The 15,889-nt window shown below is 67.5% G+C and carries 15 protein-coding genes and 1 pseudogene; 5 read left to right on the top strand and 11 right to left on the bottom strand.

Translation table 11 applies throughout. The features are described from left to right. Nucleotides 1–6: 6 nt before the first annotated feature. The 3 genes from RS85_RS17515 to iolC are packed head-to-tail and all read right to left on the bottom strand — an operon-like array spanning nucleotide 7 to nucleotide 3,448. The gene (locus RS85_RS17515; protein ID WP_046014740.1) at nucleotides 7–1,575 is read right to left on the bottom strand and encodes a CoA-acylating methylmalonate-semialdehyde dehydrogenase; all 1,569 of its coding nucleotides are present in this window, start codon (nucleotides 1,573–1,575) and stop codon (nucleotides 7–9) included. 17 nt (nucleotides 1,576–1,592) lie between these two features. Beyond that, nucleotides 1,593–2,492 (bottom strand): class I fructose-bisphosphate aldolase, encoded by a 900-nt coding sequence (locus RS85_RS17510; RefSeq protein ID WP_046014739.1) that lies wholly within the window; start codon nucleotides 2,490–2,492, stop codon nucleotides 1,593–1,595. Further along, the gene (gene iolC / locus RS85_RS17505) at nucleotides 2,492–3,448 is read right to left on the bottom strand and encodes a 5-dehydro-2-deoxygluconokinase (protein ID WP_046014738.1); all 957 of its coding nucleotides are present in this window, start codon (nucleotides 3,446–3,448) and stop codon (nucleotides 2,492–2,494) included. Before iolC ends, RS85_RS17510 begins: the two co-directional genes overlap by 1 nt. Before the next feature lie 172 nt (nucleotides 3,449–3,620). On the opposite strand from iolC, the gene RS85_RS17500 reads away from it, so the two are divergent. Next, complete coding sequence (locus RS85_RS17500) at nucleotides 3,621–4,379, top strand: GntR family transcriptional regulator (protein ID WP_046014737.1); 759 nt, start codon at nucleotides 3,621–3,623, stop codon at nucleotides 4,377–4,379. Between the two features lie 102 nt (nucleotides 4,380–4,481). Here the strand turns inward: RS85_RS17500 and RS85_RS17495 are convergent, their stop codons facing one another. Then, on the bottom strand, nucleotides 4,482–5,006 hold the full coding sequence (locus tag RS85_RS17495) for a VOC family protein (protein WP_046014975.1): 525 nt from the start codon (nucleotides 5,004–5,006) through the stop codon (nucleotides 4,482–4,484). 142 nt (nucleotides 5,007–5,148) lie between these two features. Here RS85_RS17495 and RS85_RS20265 point away from each other — a divergent pair. Next, a pseudogene (locus RS85_RS20265) lies at nucleotides 5,149–5,223 on the top strand (WYL domain-containing protein); the annotation flags it as partial. Between the two features lie 142 nt (nucleotides 5,224–5,365). Here RS85_RS20265 and RS85_RS20115 read toward each other — a convergent pair. The 3 genes from RS85_RS20115 to dnaB all read right to left on the bottom strand — a co-directional run bounded on the left by RS85_RS20115 (nucleotide 5,366) and on the right by dnaB (nucleotide 9,662). Then, the gene (locus RS85_RS20115) at nucleotides 5,366–6,526 is read right to left on the bottom strand and encodes a serine hydrolase domain-containing protein (protein WP_052703620.1); all 1,161 of its coding nucleotides are present in this window, start codon (nucleotides 6,524–6,526) and stop codon (nucleotides 5,366–5,368) included. A 138-nt stretch (nucleotides 6,527–6,664) separates the two neighbouring features. Next, nucleotides 6,665–8,131, bottom strand: coding sequence for an amino acid permease (locus RS85_RS17485; RefSeq protein WP_046014736.1), 1,467 nt, complete (start codon nucleotides 8,129–8,131; stop codon nucleotides 6,665–6,667). A 157-nt stretch (nucleotides 8,132–8,288) separates the two neighbouring features. Continuing rightward, the gene (gene dnaB, locus RS85_RS17480) at nucleotides 8,289–9,662 is read right to left on the bottom strand and encodes a replicative DNA helicase (RefSeq protein WP_046014735.1); all 1,374 of its coding nucleotides are present in this window, start codon (nucleotides 9,660–9,662) and stop codon (nucleotides 8,289–8,291) included. Nucleotides 9,663–10,179: 517 nt separating this feature from the next. On the opposite strand from dnaB, the gene RS85_RS19595 reads away from it, so the two are divergent. Together RS85_RS19595 and RS85_RS17470 are read left to right on the top strand one after the other, a co-directional pair. Continuing rightward, the gene (locus tag RS85_RS19595) at nucleotides 10,180–11,193 is read left to right on the top strand and encodes a hypothetical protein (protein ID WP_235282479.1); all 1,014 of its coding nucleotides are present in this window, start codon (nucleotides 10,180–10,182) and stop codon (nucleotides 11,191–11,193) included. 101 nt (nucleotides 11,194–11,294) lie between these two features. Then, nucleotides 11,295–12,893 (top strand): chaplin family protein, encoded by a 1,599-nt coding sequence (locus RS85_RS17470; RefSeq protein ID WP_046014733.1) that lies wholly within the window; start codon nucleotides 11,295–11,297, stop codon nucleotides 12,891–12,893. A 319-nt stretch (nucleotides 12,894–13,212) separates the two neighbouring features. Here the strand turns inward: RS85_RS17470 and rplI are convergent, their stop codons facing one another. From rplI to rpsF, 4 genes are all read right to left on the bottom strand, one after another. Further along, the gene (gene rplI, locus RS85_RS17465) at nucleotides 13,213–13,665 is read right to left on the bottom strand and encodes a 50S ribosomal protein L9 (RefSeq protein ID WP_046014732.1); all 453 of its coding nucleotides are present in this window, start codon (nucleotides 13,663–13,665) and stop codon (nucleotides 13,213–13,215) included. An 11-nt stretch (nucleotides 13,666–13,676) separates the two neighbouring features. Beyond that, on the bottom strand, nucleotides 13,677–13,931 hold the full coding sequence (rpsR, locus tag RS85_RS17460; RefSeq protein WP_045278473.1) for a 30S ribosomal protein S18: 255 nt from the start codon (nucleotides 13,929–13,931) through the stop codon (nucleotides 13,677–13,679). A 97-nt stretch (nucleotides 13,932–14,028) separates the two neighbouring features. Next, complete coding sequence (locus RS85_RS17455) at nucleotides 14,029–14,547, bottom strand: single-stranded DNA-binding protein (RefSeq protein ID WP_046014731.1); 519 nt, start codon at nucleotides 14,545–14,547, stop codon at nucleotides 14,029–14,031. 5 nt (nucleotides 14,548–14,552) lie between these two features. Next, the gene (gene rpsF / locus RS85_RS17450) at nucleotides 14,553–14,930 is read right to left on the bottom strand and encodes a 30S ribosomal protein S6 (RefSeq protein WP_046014730.1); all 378 of its coding nucleotides are present in this window, start codon (nucleotides 14,928–14,930) and stop codon (nucleotides 14,553–14,555) included. A 246-nt stretch (nucleotides 14,931–15,176) separates the two neighbouring features. Between rpsF and RS85_RS17445 the strand changes: the two genes are divergently transcribed. Beyond that, nucleotides 15,177–15,881, top strand: a complete 705-nt coding sequence (locus RS85_RS17445) for a hypothetical protein (protein WP_046014729.1) — start codon at nucleotides 15,177–15,179, stop codon at nucleotides 15,879–15,881. Nucleotides 15,882–15,889 lie beyond the last annotated feature (8 nt).

Genomic DNA, 15,889 nt, shown 5'->3' with positions numbered 1-15,889 from the left:
GTGTCATCAGTCGTTCTGGGGGAATCCGAGGTTCAGGCCGCCGTGCGTGGAGTCGTTGCGCGTGGCGGGGTCGATCCAGCGAGCCGTGACGGCCTTCTCGCGCGTGAAGAAGTCGAACCCATGCACACCGTAGGCCTTCGCGTCGCCGAAGAGGGACTGCTTCCAGCCGCCGAACGAGTGATACGCGACCGGGACCGGAATCGGCACGTTGATGCCGATCATGCCGACCTGCACCTCGTTCTGGAAGCGACGGGCGGCTCCGCCGTCGTTGGTGAAGATCGCGGTGCCGTTGCCGAACTGTCCCGAGTTGATCAGGTCGAGGCCTTCGTCGTACGACTGCACGCGTACGACGGACAGGACGGGTCCGAAGATCTCCTCCTGATAAGCACGTGAAGTCGTCGGGATGTCGTCGATGAGGGTGGGGCCGAACCAGAACCCGTCCGCATGCCCGTCCACCGCGAGACCGCGGCCGTCCACGACGATCTTCGCGCCATCCGCCTCGGCGATGTCGACATACGAGGAGACCTTGTCGCGGTGCGCGTCGGTGATCAGCGGACCCATGTCGGGCTCCCCGTTCTCGTCGCCCGCGCCGTTGCCGATCCGGAGGCGCCCGATGCGCTCGGTGATCTTCTCGATGAGCCCGTCGGCGACCGGCTCGACGGCCAGGACGACCGAGATCGCCATGCACCGCTCGCCCGCCGCACCGTAGCCGGCGTTGACGGCCTGGTCGGCGACCAGGTCGAGGTCGGCGTCGGGGAGGACGAGCATGTGGTTCTTCGCGCCGCCGAGAGCCTGTACCCGCTTGCCGTGCTTCGAGGCGGTCTCGTAGATGTACTGGGCGATGGGCGTGGATCCGACGAACGAGATCGACTGCACGACCGGGCTCGTGAGCAGGCCGTCCACGGCGAGCTTGTCTCCCTGGAGCACTGTGAAGACGCCGTCCGGCAGACCGGCTTCCTTCCAGAGCTGCGCGAGCCAGAGCGCGGCGGACGGGTCCTTCTCGGAGGGCTTGAGGATGACCGCGTTGCCGGCGGCGATGGCGATCGGGAAGAACCACATCGGGACCATCGCGGGAAAGTTGAACGGTGAGATGACACCCACGACGCCCAGCGGCTGCTTGAGCGAGTACACGTCGATGCCGGTCGACGCGTTCTCGCTGAAAGCGCCCTTGATCAGATGCGGGAAGCCGGTGGCGAGTTCCACGACCTCCTGTCCTCGCAGGATCTCGCCCATCGCGTCGGAGACCACCTTGCCGTGCTCGGCGGTGATGATCTCGGCGAGTTCCTGCTTGCGGGCGTTGAGGAGCTCGCGGAAGGCGAAGAGCACCGTCTGCCGCTTCGCGATCGAGTAGCCGCTCCAGACGTCGTAGCCGCGCTGCGCGGACGCGATGGCGTGGTCGATCTCGGCCTGGTCCGCCAGCGCGACCTGCGCCCGGACGGCACCGGTCGCCGGGTTGTACACGGGGGCCGTCCGTCCGCTGGTGGAAGCATGCTCGGCACCGTCGATCCAGTGCGTGAGAATGCGGATGCCGGAGTCGGAGCCGTCACCGACGGGTGCGGTCTGCGTCGTGCTCATGGTTCATTCCTTCGGTGTCAGAGGATCGGGTGGACGAGGCCGGCAGCGATGTCCACAGCTGCGGCGACGTTCCCGTCGGGTGGATACAGCAGAGTTCGGCCGACGGTCAGACCGCGCACCCCGGGGAGCGAGAGGGCGTCCTCCCACGTGGCGAAGGTCTCGTCGGGATCGGCACCGGAGTCGCCGCCGAGGAGCAGGGTGGGCATGGTCGTCGCGGCCATGACGCGCTCCATGTCGTCGACGACGGGGAGTTTCATCCAGGTGTAGGCGCTCGACGATCCGAGCCCGGAGGCGATCGCGATCGACAGGATGACGGCATCCGTCGACAGGTCGTTCACTATGCGGCCGTCGACCCATCGGCTGAGGAACGGCTCGAGCATGATGGGGAGCTTTGCGGCCGCGGACCGGCTGACGGCGTCGGCCATCGCGACGAGGGTCGCCGAGGTGCCGGTGTCATCGAGGTTGACCCTCAGCAGGGTCTTCGCGACGTCGATGCCCGCCGCCACCATCCCGGGCACGTCGTATGCCGTCATGCGGTCGTCCATCTCGAACGATGCGCCGCGCAGGCCGCCTCGGTTCATCGAGCCGACGACGATCTTGTCGTCGAGCAGGCCGAGAGCCGCGAGGTCGTCGATGATGTCCGGGGTGCCGAGCACACCGTCGACACCGGGTCGGCTCAGTGCGAGCGCGAGCCGGTCGAGCAGGTCATAGCGATCCGCCATGGCGGTCGGGTCCGCACCCACGGCCAGGGCGCCGCGAGCGGGATGATCGGCGGCCACGATGAACAGGCGCCCATCACCGCGCAGCACGTCGCGGCGACGGCGCCCGGTCAGCGCCTGTCCGATCGTGTGGGGTGCCGAGGCGCGCACGGCACGAAGGCGGTCGAAGTCCTCCGGAGCGAGGAAGGAAGGAGCCATCAGCGCTCTCCTGCCTCGATCAGAGCGGTGACTTCGTCTTCGGTCGGCATAGCGGTCGAGCACTCCAGTCGCCCCGCCACGATCGCTCCCGCGACGTTGGCGAAGCGCAGGATGCGCTCGAGGCCCCATCCCGCGAGGAGTCCATGGCACAGCGCGCCACCGAATGCGTCGCCGGCGCCGAGGCCGTTGACCACGTCGACCACGTGCGGAGGAACTTCGACGGTCTCACTGCGGGTCTTCGCGAGCACACCTTTCGGGCCCTGTTTGACGATGGCGAGTTCGACTCCGCGCTCGAGAAGGGCATCCGCAGCTCGCCGCGGCTCGGTCTCGCCGACCGCGATCTCGCATTCCTCGCGGTTGCCCACGGCGACGCTCGCGAACTCGAGTGCGCGCTCGACCTGCGCACGCGCGTCCGCAGGCTCCGCCCAGAACATCGGCCGGTAGTCCAGGTCGAACACGGTCGTCCCCTCGGTGCGGGTCTGCAACGCGGCGTGGTGCGCGGCGCGGCTCGGCTCCTGGCTGAGGCCCGTGGTCGTGAACCACAGGATCCGGGCGGTGCGGATGGCGTCGAGGTCGAGGGCGTCGGGAGAGATGTTGAGGTCGGGCGCCTTGGGCTCGCGGTAGAAGTACAGCGGGAAGTCATCGGGCGGGAAGATCTCGCAGAACGTCACCGGGGTCTGCAGCGTCTCATCGACGAACACGTAGCGGGGGTCGACTCCGAGCCGTCGCAGTTCGCGCAGGAGATAGCGCCCGAACGGATCGTCGCCGACGCCTGAGACGAGGGCCGTCGAGCGGCCGTAGCGTGCTGCGGCGACGGAGACGTTGGCGGCGCTGCCGCCGAGGTACTTGCCGAACGTGGTGACGTCTTCCAGACCCACGCCGGACTGGAGCGGATAGATGTCGACGCCGAGCCGGCCGAACGCCAGCACGTCGAGAGGGAAAGTGTTCTCGGTCATACTCCGGTGTACAACTCTCTGCGGCGTCTCGAAGAGCACCCGCATCGTCGGATCATTTGTCCTGACAATAGCACAAGGGTTGTCGAGCGCAACAGCCCGAGTGATGAACTTCCGAACATGGAAACACGCATGTTAGATTGTCGGGTCAATACAGCGAGGATGGATCGGACGCATGACAGACGACGTGGTGCAACTCGATGCCCTGCTGGCGACACTCGACAGAACCGGACCCGTCCCGCTCTACTTCCAGGTGTCCTCCGCCCTGGAGCGAGCCATCCGCTCAGGTGAGATTCCTCCCGGCGCCCGACTCGAGAACGAGATCGCCATCGCCAAGCGCCTGGGGCTTTCGCGGCCGACGATCCGTCGCGCGATGGAGGAACTCGTCGACAAGGGTCTCCTCGTCCGCCGACGCGGGATCGGCACGCAGGTCGTGCAGGGGCAGGTGACGCGACAGGTCGAGCTGACGAGCCTCTACGAAGACCTGCAGAGCTCCCATCACGAACCGGGCACGCGCGTGCTCGAGCACGACACTCGACCCGCCGACGCCGAGACCGCGGCGGCGCTCAGCGTTCCCGTCGGATCGGAGATCGTTTATCTGCGACGCCAGCGATCCACGGACGGGGTGCCCGTGGCCGTCCTCGCCAACTATCTGCCGGCCGAATTCGCCGACATCACCACCGAGCAACTGGAGACCAAGGGCCTGTACCAGATCCTGCGCTCCCGGGGCGTGACGATCCGGGTCGCGAACCAGCGGATCGGGGCACGACGGGCGCACGGCGACGAGAGCGCTCTCCTCGACATCGACAAGGGTGGTCCGGTGCTGACCATGGAACGCGTCGCGTATGACGCGTCGGGAAAGGCCTTCGAAGTCGGCCACCACTGCTACCGCCCCGACATGTACAGTTTCGCGACGACGCTCGTCGCGAAGTAGTTGCATCAGCGCGCCTCCGAGGTGCCTGACCTGAACGCTCATCCGCGGTATCACCGAGGTACGTGGGATCGATCGCCACGAGTGGCTGTCCACCCCCGGTGCTCAGGGAGTGGGGGCGCTGCTGCGTCGGTGGCTGCGGCCGCTGAGTTCGGCGTCGAGGGTCTCCTGTGCGATGCGCATCTGCTCGGCATATGCGGGTTCCTGCAGCCGCTGCCACATGACGTCCTCGGGCACGTCCTCGACGTGACTCACCACCCACCAGATGTTCCCGAACGGGTCCTTGATCCGTCCGCCGCGCTGGCCGAAGGCGCTGTCGCTCAGTTCGGTGACGACCGTGGCACCGGAGGCGACCGCCTTCGCGAAGGTGTCGTCGGCATCCGGGACCCACACACGGAGAAGACTCGGCATGGCGGGCCATTCCGGACGCTGATCGAAAGCGAGGACGACCGTGTCTCCTACCCGTATCTCGCCGTGTCCGATGGAACCGTCCTTCGTGGCCACGCGCGCCAGCTCTTCACCGTCCAGCACGTGCGTGATGAAGTCGAGTAGGCCCCCGGTGTCGCTGGTGACGACCCACGGAGCGACGCTCGTGTACCCCGAGGGAGTGGTGTTCGTCGTGTCGTTCATGATGCTTCCCATCTGCTCGTTCTCGCTGATGGGATCGACGTTAGAGGCGAACTAGGTCTGATCCTGTCCTGGTTCGACCAGATGATGACAACATGGTCGGACCCACCGCACGCCTCCTCGCCGTGTCTAGCCCCGCCGGCTCGTCGACGCACAGGGGCGCTGGTACCTCGTCGCGTTCGATGTCGAGCGGGACGCGTGGCGCACGTTCCGAGCCGACCGGACCCGCGAACCACGGGCGACGGGTGCGCCGGCGCGTCACACGATGACGCATGCGGAGATCCCTGCGCACCTGGACGCCGGCGAACGTGCGCTCGAACCGACCTACCGCGCCGATGGTTCACCGCCCCCCGTTCCTCACCCTACGGACACGTGTGGGCGAGGCCGGCGATCAGGACGTCGTTCACGGCCCGGAAGATCGGGTCTGTCGCCGGATCGAACGAGCCCCCGGTGTACGCCACCGTCACGACACGTTCACCGTCGGCGCTGGCGAGGGTGATCGAGTTGTATCCGAACCCGTTGCCACGCTGACCGTAGACAGGCCCTGCCGGTTCGGTGCCGCAGGCGTCGCCCCCGGCGAGCACGCCCAGACCATATCCCTCGGCCCCGACCGCACGCATCTGCGCCAGCGTCTCCTCCTCCAACAGCTCCCCACCCTGGAGAGCAGCGTTGAAGACCCCCACGTCCCCGACGGTGGAGATGAGAGAGGCTCCGTACGACCAGAAGGACGGCTCGAACTCGGTCATGTCGACGTGTTCACCGTCGACGCTCATATACCCCCGAAGAGCACGGTCGGGCATCGCGCTGCCGTCCGGATGGGCGGTCTCGTCCATGCCGGCGGGCTCGAACACCCGCGCGGACATCAGGTCCGGGACGGTATCGCCGGTGACCTCCTCGGCGATGAGGCCGAGCACCGTGTATCCCGCGTTGGTGTAGTGGAAAGCTGTTCCCGGCGCGGCATGCCACGGCTGCTGCTGAGCGATCGCGACCAGTTCCTCGGGCTCGTACGTCTTCTCCCGTCCGTCGATGACCGCCTGCACGTCGGGGGCGAGGACAGGGATGTAGTCGGGCAGCCCGCTCGTGTGAGCCAGCAGTTGACCGATCGTCACATCGCCGGGCGCGGACGCGAGGAGACCCGGGAGCACTTCTTCGACGGTGGTGTCGAGCGAGATCTCCCCCTCTTCGACGAGCTGCAGGATGACGACGGCGAGGACGGTCTTCGAGATGCTCGCGATGCGCACCGGATCGTCCGCCTCGGCGCTGCGCTCCTCATCGAGGTCGGCCACCCCTTCCGTCCATTGCACAGCCTCGTCGCCATTCCGTACGTCCACGACGACGGCGACGGCGCCGGCGCCGATGACCCCTGCCACGGCATCCGCGATCTCGGGACCGACCTCGACGCCTGGGCTGCCCGTGGGTTCCGGCGCGGCCTCCGGGGGCGCAGCACATCCGGCGAGCAGAGCTGCCGTCACGGCGATCGTTGTCGCAGCGCTGAGCGTGCGCGTCCAGTCCGTAGGCATCATGGCGCCTTTATACACGCTGCGAGTGACCATCCACTCACACGTCCGTCAGCGAAGTTCGATGAGCCCCGCGTTCGTGGGCACGAACCCGCAGGCGTCGAAGGAGGGCCTGACAACCATCCCAGCGAGCGGAGCCGGCACTCAATCGATCTTCGGTGTCTGCGTTGCCTGCTTCTCGGCGTGGCGCGGACTGTTCGGGTTCATCAGGGAGTGCCTGCGGCCGTATGCGAAGTAGATGATGAGGCCGATGATGAGCCAGCAGCCGAAGCGGACCCAGGTCTCCCAGTGCAGTTGCAGCATGAGGAAGCCGGAGGCCAGCACGCCGAACGCGGGAACCAGCGGCATGAACGGGAGCTTGAAGGCTCGCGGGGCGTCCGGGCGCTTGTAACGGAAGATGATGACCGCCAGGCAGACCACGACGAACGCGGCGAGGATGCCGATGTTGGTGAGGTCTGCGACTGCCTTGATCGGGAACACGCCCGCGAGGAGCGCAGAGGCGACGCCGGCGATCCAGGTGACGCGCTGCGGGGTGCCTTTTCGGTCGGTCTTGGCGAACCACCCCGGGAGCAGCCCATCCCGGCTCATCGAGAACCACACACGGGTGACGCCGAGGAGGAAGGTGAGCATCACGGTGAGGATGGACAGGACGGCGAAGACGGAGATGATGGTGGCGATCACGGGCAGCCCGACGCTCGCGAACGCGGACGCGAACCCGGCCGTGGGGTCGATCTCCTCCCAGTTCTGCATGCCCGTCAGCACGAGCGTGGCAGCGACGTAGAGCAGCATCGCGATGACCAGCGACAGGATGATGGCCTTCGGCATGTGCTTCTTGCCGTCCTTCGCCTCCTCGGCGGCAGTGCTCATGGCGTCGTAGCCGAACACCGCGAAGAACACGGTGGCGGAGCCGGCGAGCACAGGGCCGAAGCCGTTGGGCATGAAGGGGTTGAAGTTGTTCGCATCGATGTAGAAGACGCCCAGACCGATGATGAACAGGATCAGGAGCACCTTGATCGCGACCGCGATGAGCTCGAAGCGCCCGAACGCCTTGGTTCCGCGGGACAGGATCCACGTCACGAGCAGGCAGACGGCGATGGCGGGGATGTTGACGATTCCCCCTTCGCCCTCGTCGGCCGTGGACGTCATCCACGCCGGCATGTGGATGCCCACCCCGGAGAGGAAGGCGTCGAAGTAACCGGAGATACCGATGGCCACGACGGCGACGATGGCGATGTACTCGAGCAGCAGGTCCCAGCCGATGAACCAGCCGATGACCTCGCCGAGGGCGACGTAGCCGTACGTGTACGCGGACCCCGCCCGGGGGATCATGCCGGCGAACTCGGCGTAGGAGAGAGCGGCGGCCGCCGATGCCAGGCCGGCGATCAAGAAGGAGATGAGTACAGCGGGTCCTGCTCCCGGGGTGTCTTCGCTGCCTGCCGCCACCAGCCCTGCGAGGGAGAAGATGCCGACGCCGATGATGCCGCCGACGCCGATCGCCGTGAGCTGCCACAGACCCAGCGACTTGAAGAGCCCGCCGTTCTTGCTCTCGTCCTCCATGTAGTCGATGGGCTTGCGCCGCATGATGGACTGGGATGAATTTCTCGCACTCATCAGATGCTCCCTCCGTAGGTGCCGTCACCATCACCGCCCTGTGATGGTCAGCCCAGTATCCACCTGATGGCACCCAGCGAAAGGTGACTGATGCTGATCACTACTGTTCAGGCTCGACAATGAATGCCGACCGCCATCTTCAGACGGAACCGACAATTCAGTTGAAGTCGCCGCCCGGAGCCATGTCCATGAAGCGCGAGTAGTGACCCTGGAACGCGACCGTGATCGTCGCGGTCGGACCGTTACGGTGCTTGGCGACGATGAGGTCGGCCTCGCCAGGACGCACATCCTTGTCGTAGACGGACTCGCGGTGCAGCAGGATGACCATGTCGGCATCCTGCTCGATCGAGCCGGACTCACGCAGGTCGCTGATCGCGGGTTTCTTGTCCTGCCGCTGCTCCGGACCACGGTTCAGTTGCGACAGCGCGATGACCGGGACCTGCAGCTCCTTGGCGATGAGCTTGAGGCTTCGCGAGAACTCGGAGACCTCCTGCTGACGCGACTCGACGCGCTTGCCCGAGGTCATCAGCTGCAGGTAGTCGATGATGACCATGCGCAGACCCTCACGCTGCTTGAGCCGACGGCATTTCGCGCGGATCTCGACAAGCGTCATGTTGGGGCTGTCGTCGATGTAGAGCGGGGCGTCGTTGATGCGACCGCGGGTCGCGGCGACGGTGGTCCAGTCGCGCGGGTCGAGCGTTCCCTTTCGCATGTTCTGCAGCGGGATGCCGCCCTCGGCGCTGAGCAGACGCATCGCGATCTCGCTCTTGCCCATCTCGAGCGAGAAGAAGATCGAGGGGAAGTCGTGACCGATGGATGCCGCGCGCGCGAAGTCGAGCGCGAGTGTCGACTTACCCATGGCGGGTCGGGCGGCGACGACGATCATCTGGCCGCCGTGGAGCCCGTTCGTGAGCTCGTCGAGTTCTTTGAACCCGGTCGGGATGCCGGTCATCGAGCCGTCGCGGCCGTTCGCGGCCTCGATCTCCTCGATCGCCGCGTCGACGGCCGTGGTGAGCGGGACGTAGTCTTCGGCGGTCTCGGTGCCGGTGACCGAGTAGATCTCGGCCTGGGCGTTGTTGACGATGTCGGTCGCGTCGCCCTCACCCGCGTAGCCGAGTTGCACGATGCGCGTGCCGGCGTCGACCAGGCGCCGCAGGATCGCGCGCTCGTTGACGATGCTCGCGTAGTAGCCGGCGTTGGCAGCCGTCGGCACGATCGAGGTGAGGGTGTGCAGATAGTCGGCGCCGCCGGCCTTGCCCAGCTCCCCGGTCTTGATGAGCTCGTCGGTGACGGCGACGACGTCGGTCGGCTCGCCGTGCGAGTACAGCGAGAGAATCGCCTCGAAGATGAGCTCGTGCTTGGGAATGTAGAAGTCGGCGCCCTTGAGCGTCTCGATCACATCGGCGACGGCATCCTTCGACAGGAGCATTCCGCCCAGGGCGCTCTGCTCGGCGAGGAGGTCGTGCGGAGGCGTGCGCTCGGGCGGGCGATGCCCTCCCAGGCGCTCCTCTGAGATGTCCGCGATCGACACGCTGTTCCCTTCGATGCGACGTTTTCCGAATGCGCCGCCTCGAGGGACGGGCTGTGTGTCGGGCCGTTCCGGCCGCCGTGCACAGCGAATCAGGAGCCCCCGACATTCGGTCGCTCGACCACGGTACGAGCGCCGAGAACCGGGTGCAACACGGCCTGTGGATAACCCTGTGGAGAGCGTGCGGACAAACTCGGAGTGTCTGTGTAGAACCGGTGTGGATAACCCGGTGGATGGGATCGAATATCGGTTCTGTTAAGTGCGTTGATCAGGTGTTTCCTGATTCCCCAGCCTGTGGATGGAAACGGGCTTCAATGCATGATTGAAGGTTTCCCCATCCTGTGGGGACATGTGTAGAACTTGGGGAAAGTCAAGCCGAGATTTCACCGGGCGCGTCATCGCAGGATGTGTCCTCGCGGCTGCGCGAAATAGCCCTGGACAACGCGCAGAAGCGCGAGTATCGTCAGCGCATCGGCACTGACTGTGTCGATATGCGTTGCCTTCAGAGGGGGAGGTTGACGTGGACGCTCGGGCCACCCGACGCGGCGTTCCCGCCGTCGTCATCTGGGGTGGCTTCGGCGCGCTGGCTTGGGCCGCACTCACGGTGCTCACCGGTGGGGGCAGCGCCTACGCCGATGAGGCGAATGGGCCGTTGGACGGCCTCACCTCGACGGTCGAAGAGACCGTGACAGCCGTCGCCGCACCCGTCGTCAACCAGGTGGTCGCCCCCGTCGTCACCCAGGTCGCCGCACCCGTCGTGCAGGCCGTGACCGCGCCGGTGCAGCAGGCGGCTCCCCCGGTTGTCGCCGCCGTCGCAAAGCCGGTCACGCAGGCCGTCGCACAGGTGCCGGTCGCCGCACCCGTCGTGCAGGCCGTGGCGCCGACCGTGCAGGCCGTGGTCGAGACGGGCACCGACCTGCTGATCGATTCTCCCGCCTCGCACGTCGTCGACCCGATCATGGATGCCGTCACCGGTCTCCCGATCGTCGGCGAAGTCGTCGAGGATCTCGGCACCCGCGACCTCGTGGACTCCGTCGTCGACGTGGTCGACGACGTGACCGGAGTGATCGGCGGGGTCGTCGACGCGACGGTCCCGCCGATCGTGGACGGTATCGACCCCGCGCTGCCCGACCCCGCACTGCCGGGAACCGTACTCCCGGTCGCGGGCGGGTCGAGCGATCCCGGATCATCGAGCTCTCTCACGCAACTCTCCGCGACAGCATCCGGTTCATCCGTCTACGCCACCGTCCCCGCGCTCGCCACTCAGCCCGTGGCCCCCGCCAGCATTCCCACGGTCGTGATCGGCGAGCGCGGGGCTCCGGGGGCGAGCTCCGACGCGCCCTCCGGCGCCCCACCGGGCGCTCCGGTCTCCCCGACTTCCTCCGCCGGTCCCGGCGGAGGTGCCAGCAGCGCCTTCGCCCGCCTCGGCGACGTCGGCGTAGACCCGCTCCGTGCCTGGGACCGGGTCACCGGCCCATCCGACGACGCCCTTCCGGGGTCGCCGGTCGCCGACACCGACAACTCTCCTGACTGACTGACGGTCGCGCCGTGCCCTCCGGGGTCGGCAGATGCAGTGCTGCGCGCGCACTTCGCCCGCACCATTCAGACTCCCCCAGTCCAGTCAGGAGAAACATCATGCGCACTTCCCTCAAGCGGGTCCTCTGGGGCACGCTCATCGCCGGCGGGGTCACCCTGTTCGGCGCGACGGCCGCGAATGCCGCCGAGACATCCGGAGACGACAGTCTTCTCTCCGGCACGCAAGCGGTGGCCGTGGTCACCGCGCCGACCACGGTCGTGGACAACGCGATCTCGGTGCTCGGCACCTCCACCGCGCAGGCACCCGCTCCGGCGCCCGCGCCGGCTCCGGCACCCGCCCCGGCACCCGCGCCATCGGCACCGCCGCCGCCTCCCGCACCCGTTGCGGAGACGAGCGGCGACTCCGGTGGGGCATCCGGTTCCCAGGCCGTGGTGACCGTCACCGCGCCCGTCACGGTGACCGACAACGCGGTGAGCGTTCTCGGCACCTCTTCGACCAGCACTCCGGCGGCGGATCCCCAGAGCGGGGCTCCCCAGGCCTCGACTCCCCCCGCCGGAGTGCCGTCCGTGACGACCAGCGGCATCGACGGCGTGCTCTCCGGCACGCAGGGGGTGCTGCAGGTCGATGCGCCGATCACCGTGTCCGGCAATGCCGTCTCGGTGCTCGGTGAAAGCTCGACCGGCGGGTCGCCGCAGGGAGCCGCAGCACCGGCTCCCGGAACGGCCGCGCCGATCGCGGCTGAGACCGACGGGACGGATGCCGTCGCCGGCGGCACCCAGGTCGTCGCACCGGTCACCGCACCGATCACGGTCGGCGGCAACGCCATCTCCGTCCTCGGTGAAAGCGAGGTGACCGGGTCCAAGACCGGCACCCCCACCACGGGAACCGGGACCGGAACGCAGGGATCGACCTCAGGAGACGACTCGGTCCTCGGTGGGACGCAGGTCCTGGCTCCCGTCACGGCTCCGATCACCGCGGTCGGCAATGCGATCGCGGTCGGCGGTGAGAGCACGGTCAGCGGCTCGTCGGGTGCCCCGGCATCCGGTGGTCAGGCCGGCGCTCCGACGAGCGCGGACACGTCCGGCTCGGACGGTGTGGCCGGCGGCACCCAGGTCGTCGCCCCGGTCACGGCACCGGTCTCGGTCGTCGGTAACGCCATCTCGGTCGTCGGCACCAGCGCGGTGACCGGCGGTTCGGGCACCGCTCCGGCGCCGGTGGCTCCGGCCATCGGCGGGATCAGCACCTCCGGCATCGGGGGCCTCCTCGGGGGCACCCAGGTCGCTGCGCCGATCACCGTCCCGATCACCATCGGCGGCAACGCCATCGCGGTGATCGGCGAGAGCACGGTGACGGGCCCGGGCACCGGTCCGGGAACGGATCCTGGGACTGACCCCGGCACGGACCCCGGAACCGACCCCGGTACGGACCCGGGTACGGACCCGGGTACGGACCCGGGGACTGACCCTGGAACCGACCCCGGAACCGACCCCGGAACGGATCCTGGGACCGACGCGGGAACCAACCCCGCAGCGGGCCCGGCATCCGGCGCAGCGACGGCATCCGCGTCGGCCGCCGCAGGCGGAGCGGAAGGACTCGCCATGACCGGCGGCTCCCCGGCATCCGGTCTGATCGCACTCGCCGCACTCCTGCTCCTCCTCGGAGCAGGAGGCCTCCTCCGCCGTCGTCTGACGGCGTAGCCCAGGCGCCGGCGGTGCGGTCGTCCTCGGGGAGGAGGCCCCGCACCGCCGGTGCGTCGACGTGCCATGTGCCATTCGCACCTGCGTGACGTCGACGCGCGGATGCCCCGCGGCCCCACCGCGGGGCATCCGTCATGCCCTCAGGCGCTCAAGTTCTGCGGCCGATCGCGCGTTCTGCGGCCTTGTGTGCCGATCCTGGCCGCAGAAGTTGCCAATGGCCGCAGAAGTTGCCAGCAACCCCGCACCCGGGAAACGCCGAACGCCCCCTGTCCCGGAGGACAGAGGGCGCACGTCGACGGGCTCAGTGACCCATCGGGAATTACTTGGCGGCGACGACCTGCAGCGTGATGACCGCGGTCACGTCGTCGTGCAGACGAACGGTGGCCTCGTGGTCACCCGTCGACTTGATCGGCGAGGTGATGTGCACCTTGCGCTTGTCGATCGCACCGATACCGGCGGCCGCGACAGCGTCGGCGACGTGCTCGGTCTTGACCGAACCGAACAGGCGACCCGATGCGCCCGCCTTGACGGCGAGACGGACCTTGGTGCCCTCGAGAGCGGTCTTGAGTGCGACAGCGTCGTCACGATCGTGGATCGCGCGTGCCTGACGCGCGGCCTGGATCGAAGCGACCTGCTTTTCGCCACCGCGGGTCCACGACGTGGCGAAACCCTGCGGGATGAGGAAGTTGCGGGCGTACCCGTTCTTGACCTCGACGACGTCTCCGGCGCTACCCAGCCCGGCGACCTCGTTCGTGAGAATCAGCTTTGCCATCTCGATACCCCTTACCGGCCGGCGCCAGCGTAGGGCAGGAGCGCCATTTCGCGCGCGTTCTTGATCGCCGTGGCGATCAGACGCTGCTCCTGCACCGAGACACCGGTGATACGACGGGCGCGGATCTTGCCGCGCTCCGAGACGAACTTGCGGAGGGTGGCGACATCCTTGTAATCGATGAGACCGACCCGGATGGACTTCGCGGGAGCGGTGGGCTTGCCACCCTTCCGCGGCTTGCGGCGGTCGCCGCTCGACTTTCCAGCCATTGGTTTTCCTTAATGATGAGCGGATGCCGGAGCATCCGAAGTTTCCAGTTCCGTGCGTTTCGTCTCGGGCTGGCGCCCTCGCTCAACGACCGGTCGTTCAGAAGGGAGTGTCGTCGCCGAAGCTGCCCGGAGTGCTCCAGGCGTCCGCGCTGGTCGAGGAACCGGGCGTGGACCACGGCTCTTCCGACACCTGCTGTGCGGGACGGGCCTGCCCGCCACCGGCACCGCCGGCACCACCGGCACCGCCGGTCGACGCCGCACGGGTGACCTGCGCGGTCGCGTACCGGAGCGAGGGGCCGATCTCGTCGACCTCCAGCTCGATCGCGGTGCGCTGGTTGCCCTCGCGGTCCTGGTAGGAGCGCTGACGAAGACGGCCCTGCGCGATGACGCGCATGCCCTTCGTCAGAGAACCCGCCACGTGCTCGGCGAACTCGCGCCAGACGGACGCACGGAGGAACAGCGCATCGCCGTCCTTCCACTCGTTCGCGGCACGGTCGAAGTTCCGAGGCGTCGATGCGATGGTGAAGTTCGCCACCGGCAGCCCGTTCTGCGTGTAGCGCAGCTCGGGGTCGGCCGTGAGGTTTCCCACCACGGTGATGACGGTTTCGCCAGCCATGGCGCTTAGGCCTTCGCAGCCTTGGCGGCCTTGGCGGCCTTGCGGGCAGCCTTCTCTTCGGTGCGCTTGGCTTCGAATGCAGCCATCGCCTGAGCCTCTTCCGAGCGGAGGACCTTGGTGCGCATGATCTGCTCGTTCAGCTTCAGCTGACGGTCGAGCTCCTGCGTGGCCTCGCTGGTAGCGGTGAAATTGACGACGGCGTAGATGCCCTCGTTCTTCTTCTGGATCTCGTAGGCCAGACGGCGCTTACCCCAGATGTCGACCTTGTCGATCGAGCCACCATCGTTGGTGATGACCTTCAGGAACTTGTCGAGCGTAGGTGCGACCTGGCGCTCGTCGATCTCGGGGGTCAGAATGACCATGAGTTCGTACTGGTGCGTCACTTACCCACCTCCTTCGGACTAGTGCGGCTTCCGCGTATCTCGCGGAAGCAGGAGGGTGTGTGATTGTGCCCGCCAGAAGGCAGACAACCTTCACAGTCTAACGGAACGGCGGGCTCATCGCGAACGCGGATGCCGTGATGGGGAGCGCTGCCCTCACGCAGGGTCGAAAGATCGCGGTCATCTTTGGCATGCTTGAGGCGTACCCCGGTGATCGCCATCGGGGTATACGACCGAAGGGGGGACGCCATGCGCGTCAACAAATGGGGGGTCGGCGTCATTCTCGCCGCCTCAGTTCTGCTCACGGGATGCGCGGGCGGTGGCTCCGACAAGCCGGCCGACGCGAAGCCCAGCGCTGAAGCATCCCAGGAAGCCGAAGCACCCACGTCGGACTGCCCTGAGCTGGCCGAAGGCGCGACCGTCGACGGATCCGCACTCGGAGCCTGCATCTCTGAGGCCATGACCGACACTGCGGGATACGCGGCGAAGACCGGCGTCATGGGCATCGACTCGACGTCGCGGTTCAACCCGTCGGAGAAGGCCCTCGAGTCGATCTCCCCCGTCGGATCGGTCGTCGTGATCGGCGACGACGTCTGGGTGAAGTCGTCGACGAGCGAGTGGCAGGCTGCCGATCCGGCATCCAGCGACCCGATCGTCGCCGCGCTCAGCACGAGCGCCCAGAACATCTCCTCGATCGACCCGGCCGCTGCCGCCGCCGCGATCTCCGGCGACTTCACGATCACCGGCACGGGCGAGCGCCTCGGCCAGAAGGTCTTCCTCGTGAGCGGACAGGTCGAGCAGCAGGGCACCGCTGTCGACGTGGTCTTCGAGGTCACATCCGACTACGTCAACCTCGCATCGACCAGCACCGCCTCTGCCGGCGGTCAGACCGTCGAGGTCAAGATGGAGATCACCGAGTGGGACGTCGCGCAGGACATCGTCGCCCCGATCTGATCCAGAAC

The organism is Microbacterium sp. SA39 (assembly GCF_000967865.1).
Taxonomy (GTDB): domain Bacteria; phylum Actinomycetota; class Actinomycetes; order Actinomycetales; family Microbacteriaceae; genus Microbacterium.
Note: the sequence above shows the minus strand (reverse complement) of the source record. Positions and strands in the feature narration are given on the sequence as shown.

Bases quoted from the DNA above. Each gene is read 5' to 3' on its own strand.
- RS85_RS17515 (WP_046014740.1), bottom strand. From the start codon at position 1,575: ATGAGCACGACGCAGACCGCACCCGTCGGTGACGGCTCCGACTCCGGC.
- RS85_RS17510 (WP_046014739.1), bottom strand. From the start codon at position 2,492: ATGGCTCCTTCCTTCCTCGCTCCGGAGGACTTCGACCGCCTTCGTGCC.
- iolC (WP_046014738.1), bottom strand. From the start codon at position 3,448: ATGACCGAGAACACTTTCCCTCTCGACGTGCTGGCGTTCGGCCGGCTC.
- RS85_RS17500 (WP_046014737.1), top strand. From the start codon at position 3,621: ATGACAGACGACGTGGTGCAACTCGATGCCCTGCTGGCGACACTCGAC.
- RS85_RS17495 (WP_046014975.1), bottom strand. From the start codon at position 5,006: ATGAACGACACGACGAACACCACTCCCTCGGGGTACACGAGCGTCGCT.
- RS85_RS20115 (WP_052703620.1), bottom strand. From the start codon at position 6,526: ATGATGCCTACGGACTGGACGCGCACGCTCAGCGCTGCGACAACGATC.
- RS85_RS17485 (WP_046014736.1), bottom strand. From the start codon at position 8,131: ATGAGTGCGAGAAATTCATCCCAGTCCATCATGCGGCGCAAGCCCATC.
- RS85_RS17470 (WP_046014733.1), top strand. From the start codon at position 11,295: ATGCGCACTTCCCTCAAGCGGGTCCTCTGGGGCACGCTCATCGCCGGC.
- rplI (WP_046014732.1), bottom strand. From the start codon at position 13,665: ATGGCAAAGCTGATTCTCACGAACGAGGTCGCCGGGCTGGGTAGCGCC.
- rpsR (WP_045278473.1), bottom strand. From the start codon at position 13,931: ATGGCTGGAAAGTCGAGCGGCGACCGCCGCAAGCCGCGGAAGGGTGGC.
- RS85_RS17455 (WP_046014731.1), bottom strand. From the start codon at position 14,547: ATGGCTGGCGAAACCGTCATCACCGTGGTGGGAAACCTCACGGCCGAC.
- RS85_RS17445 (WP_046014729.1), top strand. From the start codon at position 15,177: ATGCGCGTCAACAAATGGGGGGTCGGCGTCATTCTCGCCGCCTCAGTT.